The organism is Streptomyces sp. SID4985 (genome assembly GCF_009863025.1).
Lineage (GTDB): Bacteria > Actinomycetota > Actinomycetes > Streptomycetales > Streptomycetaceae > Streptomyces.
In genome coordinates, this window is record NZ_WWIR01000511.1 from 1 (window position 1) to 6,367 (window position 6,367).

Sequence of the window (6,367 nt, forward strand, 5' to 3'; positions counted from 1 at the left end):
TACAACGTCGGCATGATCCGCGGCGCGTACCACTTCGCCACCCCGGACACCACGACCGGCGCCGCCCAGGCCAACTACTTCGTGGACCACGGCGGCGGCTGGTCACGCGACGGCAGGACGCTGCCCGGCGCGCTCGACATCGAGTGGAACCCGTACGGCGCCGCCTGCTACGGCAAGACCGCGGCCGGGATGGTCTCCTGGATCGCGGACTTCCTGAACACCTACAGGGCCCGCACCGGCCGGGACGCCGTGATCTACACGGCGACCAGCTGGTGGACCCAGTGCACCGGCAACTACGGCGGGTTCGCCGCCGCCAACCCGCTGTGGATCGCCCGCTACGCGGCCGACCCGGGCACCCTCCCGGCGGGCTGGGGCTACCAGACGATGTGGCAGTACACCTCGTCCGGCCCGACCGTCGGCGACCACGACAAGTTCAACGGCGCCCTGGACCGGGTGGTCGCGCTGGCCAACGGCTAGGGCGACTCCGGACAGCCCGAAGGCCCGGACTCCCCAGCGGAGTCCGGGCCTTCGCAGGCCGGTCGGCCCTCGTACGCCGGTCGGCGCCTGCCGCCGTCACGCGGCCACGGGCACCTCGGGTGCCGTCGCGCCCGCCGGGGCAAGCGCCAGCTCCAGCACCTGGCGCACGTCGGTCACGGCGTGGACGTCGAGCTTCTCCAGCACCTCGGCCGGGACGTCGTCCAGGTCGGCCTCGTTGCGCTTGGGGATGATCACGGTGGTCACCCCGGCGCGGTGCGCGGCGAGCAGCTTCTGCTTCACGCCGCCGATCGGCAGGACCCGCCCGGTCAGCGAGACCTCACCGGTCATGGCCACGTCCGTGCGGACCAGCCGCCCGGAGAGCAGGGACGCGAGAGCGGTCGTCATGGTGATGCCCGCGCTCGGCCCGTCCTTCGGGACCGCGCCCGCCGGGAAGTGGATGTGCACACCCCGGTCCTTCAGGTCGGCCACCGGCAGCTCCAGCTCCGCGCCGTGACCGCGCAGGAAGCTCAGCGCGATCTGCGCCGACTCCTTCATCACGTCGCCGAGCTGACCGGTGAGGGTCAGCCCCGCCCCGCCCGTCTCGGGGTCCGCGAGGGACGCCTCGACGAACAGCACGTCGCCGCCCGCGCCGGTGACCGCGAGCCCGGTCGCCACACCGGGTACGGCGGTACGGCGCTCGGCCGGGTCCTGGGCGGACTCGGGCACGTGGTGCGGACGCCCGACCAGACCGCGCAGATCCTCCTCGCGGACGGTGAACGGCAGCTCGCGCTCGCCCAGTTCGTGCTGGGCCGCGACCTTGCGCAGCAGCCGCGCGACGGTCCGCTCCAGGGTGCGCACGCCCGCCTCGCGGGTGTACTCCCCGGCCAGCTTGCGCAGCGCGCCTTCGTCGAGCACGACCTCCTCGCCGGTCAGACCGGCGCGCTCCAGCTGGCGCGGGAGCAGGTGGTCGCGGGCGATGACGACCTTCTCGTCCTCGGTGTAGCCGTCCAGGCGGACGATCTCCATCCGGTCGGCCAGCGCCTCCGGGATCGCCTCCAGGACGTTGGCGGTGGCGAGGAACACCACGTCGGACAGGTCGAGTTCGACCTCCAGGTAGTGGTCCCGGAAGGTGTGGTTCTGCGCCGGGTCGAGCACTTCGAGGAGGGCGGCGGCCGGGTCGCCCCGGAAGTCCGAGCCCACCTTGTCGATCTCGTCCAGGAGCACGACCGGGTTCATCGACCCGGCCTCCTTGATCGCGCGGACGACACGGCCGGGCAGCGCGCCGACATAGGTGCGCCGGTGCCCCCGGATCTCCGCCTCGTCTCGGACACCGCCGAGCGCGACGCGGACGAACTTGCGCCCCATCGCGTGGGCGACGGATTCGCCCAGGCTCGTCTTGCCGACGCCGGGAGGCCCGACCAGCGCGAGCACGGCACCGCCGCGCCGCCCGCCGATCACACCGAGGCCGCGCTCACCGCGCCGCTTGCGCACCGCGAGGTACTCGGTGATGCGCTCCTTCACGTCGTCCAGACCGGCGTGCTCGGCGTCCAGGATCTCCTTGGCGCCCTGGATGTCGTACGCGTCCTCGGTCCGCTCGTTCCACGGAAGCTCCAGGACCGTGTCCAGCCAGGTCCGGATCCAGGAGCCCTCGGGCGACTGGTCGGAGGCGCGCTCCAGCTTGTCGACCTCCTTGAGGGCGGCCTCGCGGACCTTCTCCGGCAGGTCGGCGGACTCGACACGGGCGCGGTAGTCGTCGGACTCCTCGGCCGCGTCGTCGCCGTCACCGTTCAGCTGCCGCAGCTCCTTGCGGACGGCCTCCAGCTGGCGCCGCAGCAGGAACTCGCGCTGCTGCTTGTCGACGCCCTCCTGGACGTCCTTGGCGATGGTCTCGGCCACGTCCTGCTCGGCGAGGTGGTCGCGGAGCTGCTGCGTGGCGAGCTTCAGCCGGGCCACCGGGTCGGTGGTCTCCAGGAGCTGGATCTTCTGTTCGGCGGTGAGGAAGGGCGAGTAACCGGAGTTGTCGGCGAGCGCGGAGACGCCGTCGATGGCCTGGACCCGGTCCACGACCTGCCAGGCACCGCGCTTCTTCAGCCAGGTGCTGGCCAGCGCCTTGTACTCCTTCACCAGCTCGGTCACCTGACCGGGCAGGGGGTCGGGCAGCGTCTCCTCGACCTGCGCACCCTCGACCCACAGCGCGGCGCCCGGACCGGTCGTGCCGGCGCCGATGCGCACGCGGTCGCGGCCCCGGATCAGCGCGCCGGGGTCGCCGTCGGCCAGCCGGCCGACCTGCTCGACGGTGCCGAGGACGCCGGTCCTGGCGTAGGTCCCGTCGATGCGCGGCACCAGCAGCACCTTCGGCTTGCCCGACTCCGAGCGGGCGGCGGCCTGCGCGGCCTCCACGGCCGCCCGCACCTCGGCGTCACTCAGGTCCAGCGGTACGACCATGCCGGGCAGCACGACTTCACCGTCGAGCGGCAGCACGGGCAGGACGAGCGTGAACGCCGTGGACTCATCAGCCATGATCTCCCCTTTGACAGTCAACTTGAGTAACACTGACTCAATGCTCGTGAGCCCTGGAATGTTCCCCGCCTTCTGTTCACTCTGAGCGAACACCTGGGGAGGAATGCGTTGCCGCAGACGGGAGGGGGAGCGGTTCTCCGTAAAACACCTGCGACGACCCCCGCCGGTCGAGCAGGATGCCTCCATGACCACGACGCACGACAGCCCCGTTGTCCTGGACCGGCGCGACGGGCCGTACGGCGAGGTGGTGCTGCGTCGGCACGGCGGCCTGCTCCAGATCATCGCCAACGGGTGCTTCCTGATGGACACCTCGGACGGCCGCTCGGAGCGGCTGCTGGTGGACGCCGCGCGGGCCGCGCTGGACGGCCGCCCCGCGCCGGACGTGCTGATCGGCGGCCTGGGGGTCGGCTTCTCGCTCGCCCACGCGGCGGCCGATCCCCGCTGGGGCCGGATCGTCGTGGTGGAGCGGGAGCCCGCCGTGGTCGGCTGGCACCGCGACGGACCGCTCGGGGAGCTGTCGGCGGACGCGCTCGCGGACCCGCGCACGGCCGTCGTCGAGGACGATCTCGTCGCTTACGTCAATGAGACATCGGACACGTTCGACGCACTGTGCCTCGACATCGACAACGGCCCCGGATGGACCGTCACCGAGGACAACGACGGGCTGTACACGAAGGCCGGACTCGCCGCCTGCGCAAGGGTGTTGAGGCCGGGCGGGGTACTGGCGGTGTGGTCGGCCCAGCCCTCTCCGGAATTTGAAGGAACCATGCGGAATGCCGGGTTCCGGCAGGTGCGTACCGAAGAGGTGCCCGTTGCCCGTGGCGTTCCCGACGTGGTGCACCTCGCCGTCCGCCCTGGATAGCGACGGCGCGTCGTGTCCCCGTAGTGTGCTGCCCTGACGCCGATCACTGGGCGTCGAACGCAGTCATGGGATCACCCCACGGATTCCGGAAAGCAGCAGGGGCGGGCGATGGAGCAGACACAGACCTCCCAGACCGGTGCGACGACCACGACCCAGGGCGCCCAGCGCCGGGTGCTGGTCGTCGAGGACGACCCCACGATCGTCGACGCCATCGCGGCCCGGCTGCGTGCGGAGGGCTTCCTCGTGCAGACCGCAGGCGACGGTCCGGCAGCCGTCGACACCGCCGAGGCATGGCAGCCCGATCTGCTGATCCTCGACATCATGCTGCCCGGCTTCGACGGCCTGGAGGTCTGCCGCCGTGTGCAGGCCGCCCGCCCGGTGCCGGTGCTGATGCTCACCGCGCGCGACGACGAGACCGACATGCTGGTCGGCCTGGGCGTCGGCGCCGACGACTACATGACCAAGCCGTTCTCCATGCGGGAGTTGGCGGCCCGTGTGCACGTGCTGCTGCGCCGCATGGAGCGCGCCGCGGTCGCGGCCGCCACGCCCCGCTCGGGGATACTCCGCCTCGGCGAGCTGGAGATCGACCACGCTCAGCGCCGGGTGCGGGTGAAGGCCGAGGACGTGCATCTGACTCCCACCGAGTTCGACCTGCTGGTGTGCCTGGCCAACACCCCGCGCGCGGTGCTCTCCCGTGAGCAGCTCCTCGCCGAGGTGTGGGACTGGGCGGACGCCTCCGGCACCCGGACCGTGGACAGCCACATCAAGGCCCTGCGGCGGAAGATCGGCGCCGAACGCATCCGCACGGTGCACGGCGTCGGGTACGCGCTGGAGACGCCGACGCCGTGAGCGGGGGACGGGAAGCCGCACGGAAGGGCTCCGGGGAGGATCAGCCCTGGGGCGGCGTACGCCCGTTCTCGATCAAGACCAAGCTGGGCGCCCTGGTCGTCATCTCGGTGCTGATCACCACCGGTCTGTCGATGATCGCGGTGCACACCAAGACCGAACTGCGCTTCATCACGGTCTTCTCGATGATCGCCACGCTGCTGATCACCCAGTTCGTGGCGCACTCGCTCACCGCCCCGCTCGACGAGATGAACGCGGTGGCCCGCTCCATCTCGCACGGCGACTACACCCGCCGGGTGAGCGAGGGCCGCCGCGACGAACTGGGCGACCTGGCCGTGACGATCAACGTCATGGCCGACGAGCTGGAGGCGCAGGACCGCCAGCGCAAGGAGCTGGTGGCGAACGTCTCGCACGAGCTGCGCACCCCCATCGCGGGCCTGCGCGCGGTGCTGGAGAACATCGTCGACGGCGTCACCGAGGCCGACCCCGAGACCATGCGCACGGCCCTGCAGCAGACCGAACGCCTCGGCCGGCTCGTGGAGACCCTGCTCGACCTCTCCCGGCTCGACAACGGCGTCGTACCGCTGAAGCTGCGCCGCTTCGAGGTGTGGCCGTATCTGTCCGGGGTGCTGAAGGAGGCCAACATGGTCGCCTCCGCGCGCGCGGGCATCGCCTCGGGCTCGGGCACGCACACCCGCACCGACGTGCATCTGCACCTGGACGTCTCCCCGCCGGAGCTGACCGCGCACGCGGACCCCGAGCGCATCCACCAGGTCGTCGCCAACCTGATCGACAACGCCGTCAAGCACAGCCCCGCCTACGGCCGGGTGACCGTGAAGGCGCGGCGCGGGGCGCAGCCGGAGTCGCTGGAGCTGGAGGTCCAGGACGAGGGTCCGGGCATCCCCAGGTCGGAGTGGCACCGGGTGTTCGAGCGGTTCAACCGGGGCGCGGTGACGCGTCCGCACGGTCCGGGCAGCGACGGCGGCACGGGACTCGGTCTCGCGATCGCCCGCTGGGCGGTGGATCTGCACGGCGGCCGGATCGGCGTGGCCGAATCCGAGCGCGGATGCCGGATCATCATCACCCTTCCGGGGCTTTCCTCGTAGCCGAGTTGACGTAGAGTTCATTTCGGAAGACCAAGATCACCGTTGATCCGCGCCGTCGGACCCGTGTGATCAGGTCCGGGCCCACGCCGGTCGACGAACGACGGCGTCCAGGGGCCTGGTTCCTCGCACCCTCACCCTCGCTCTGACGTGCGGAACCACGCTTGTTTCCCGCCATTTCCGGCCCCGAAACGCTGTTCGCGGTGTGACTTACACGACGATGAACGGGCCCGACCTGACCTTCCCGCTCCGGGAGGCGTAGCCTTTATTCCCGCTGTCCATCACCTTGTGAAGCGGAAGAGGGCGGTTGCCGCCGTGTCGCCACAGTCCCCCAGTAACTCGAACCTTTCGACCGACGACCAAGCCGGGAAGAACCCCGCCGCGGCGTTCGGCCCGAACGAGTGGCTCGTCGACGAGATCTATCAGCAGTACCTCCAGGACCCGAATTCGGTTGACCGGGCCTGGTGGGACTTCTTCGCCGACTACAAGCCGGGGGCTCCTGCCGCCTCGGCTCCGGTGAGCGCCACGGCCGCGGGGGCCGCGGGGACCACCTCGGCCG

6 protein-coding genes are annotated in these 6,367 nt (G+C 71.2%); 5 read left to right on the forward strand and 1 reads right to left on the reverse strand.

All coding sequences use genetic code 11. The annotated features are described in order from the left end of the window. On the forward strand, positions 1-477 hold a 477-nt coding region (locus GTW40_RS22330), incomplete at its 5' end, for a GH25 family lysozyme (protein WP_272919030.1). A 96-nt stretch (positions 478-573) separates the two neighbouring features. Here GTW40_RS22330 and lon read toward each other — a convergent pair. Next, positions 574-2,997 (reverse strand): endopeptidase La, encoded by a 2,424-nt coding sequence (gene lon, locus GTW40_RS22335; RefSeq protein ID WP_161181970.1) that lies wholly within the window; start codon positions 2,995-2,997, stop codon positions 574-576. 184 nt (positions 2,998-3,181) lie between these two features. Between lon and GTW40_RS22340 the strand changes: the two genes are divergently transcribed. From GTW40_RS22340 to GTW40_RS22355, 4 genes are all read left to right on the forward strand, one after another. Beyond that, positions 3,182-3,859, forward strand: a complete 678-nt coding sequence (locus tag GTW40_RS22340) for a spermidine synthase (protein ID WP_161181971.1) — start codon at positions 3,182-3,184, stop codon at positions 3,857-3,859. Positions 3,860-3,967: 108 nt separating this feature from the next. After that, positions 3,968-4,708, forward strand: a complete 741-nt coding sequence (locus GTW40_RS22345; protein ID WP_161181972.1) for a response regulator transcription factor — start codon at positions 3,968-3,970, stop codon at positions 4,706-4,708. Next, entirely contained in the window at positions 4,705-5,811 is a 1,107-nt protein-coding gene (locus GTW40_RS22350) for an ATP-binding protein (RefSeq protein WP_161181973.1), read from the forward strand. The genes GTW40_RS22345 and GTW40_RS22350 overlap by 4 nt, the downstream gene beginning before the upstream one ends. Positions 5,812-6,123: 312 nt before the next feature. Further along, on the forward strand, positions 6,124-6,367 hold a 244-nt coding region (locus GTW40_RS22355), incomplete at its 3' end, for a hypothetical protein (RefSeq protein WP_161181974.1).

Bases quoted from the DNA above. Each gene is read 5' to 3' on its own strand.
- lon (WP_161181970.1), bottom strand. From the start codon at position 2,997: ATGGCTGATGAGTCCACGGCGTTCACGCTCGTCCTGCCCGTGCTGCCG.
- GTW40_RS22340 (WP_161181971.1), top strand. From the start codon at position 3,182: ATGACCACGACGCACGACAGCCCCGTTGTCCTGGACCGGCGCGACGGG.
- GTW40_RS22345 (WP_161181972.1), top strand. From the start codon at position 3,968: ATGGAGCAGACACAGACCTCCCAGACCGGTGCGACGACCACGACCCAG.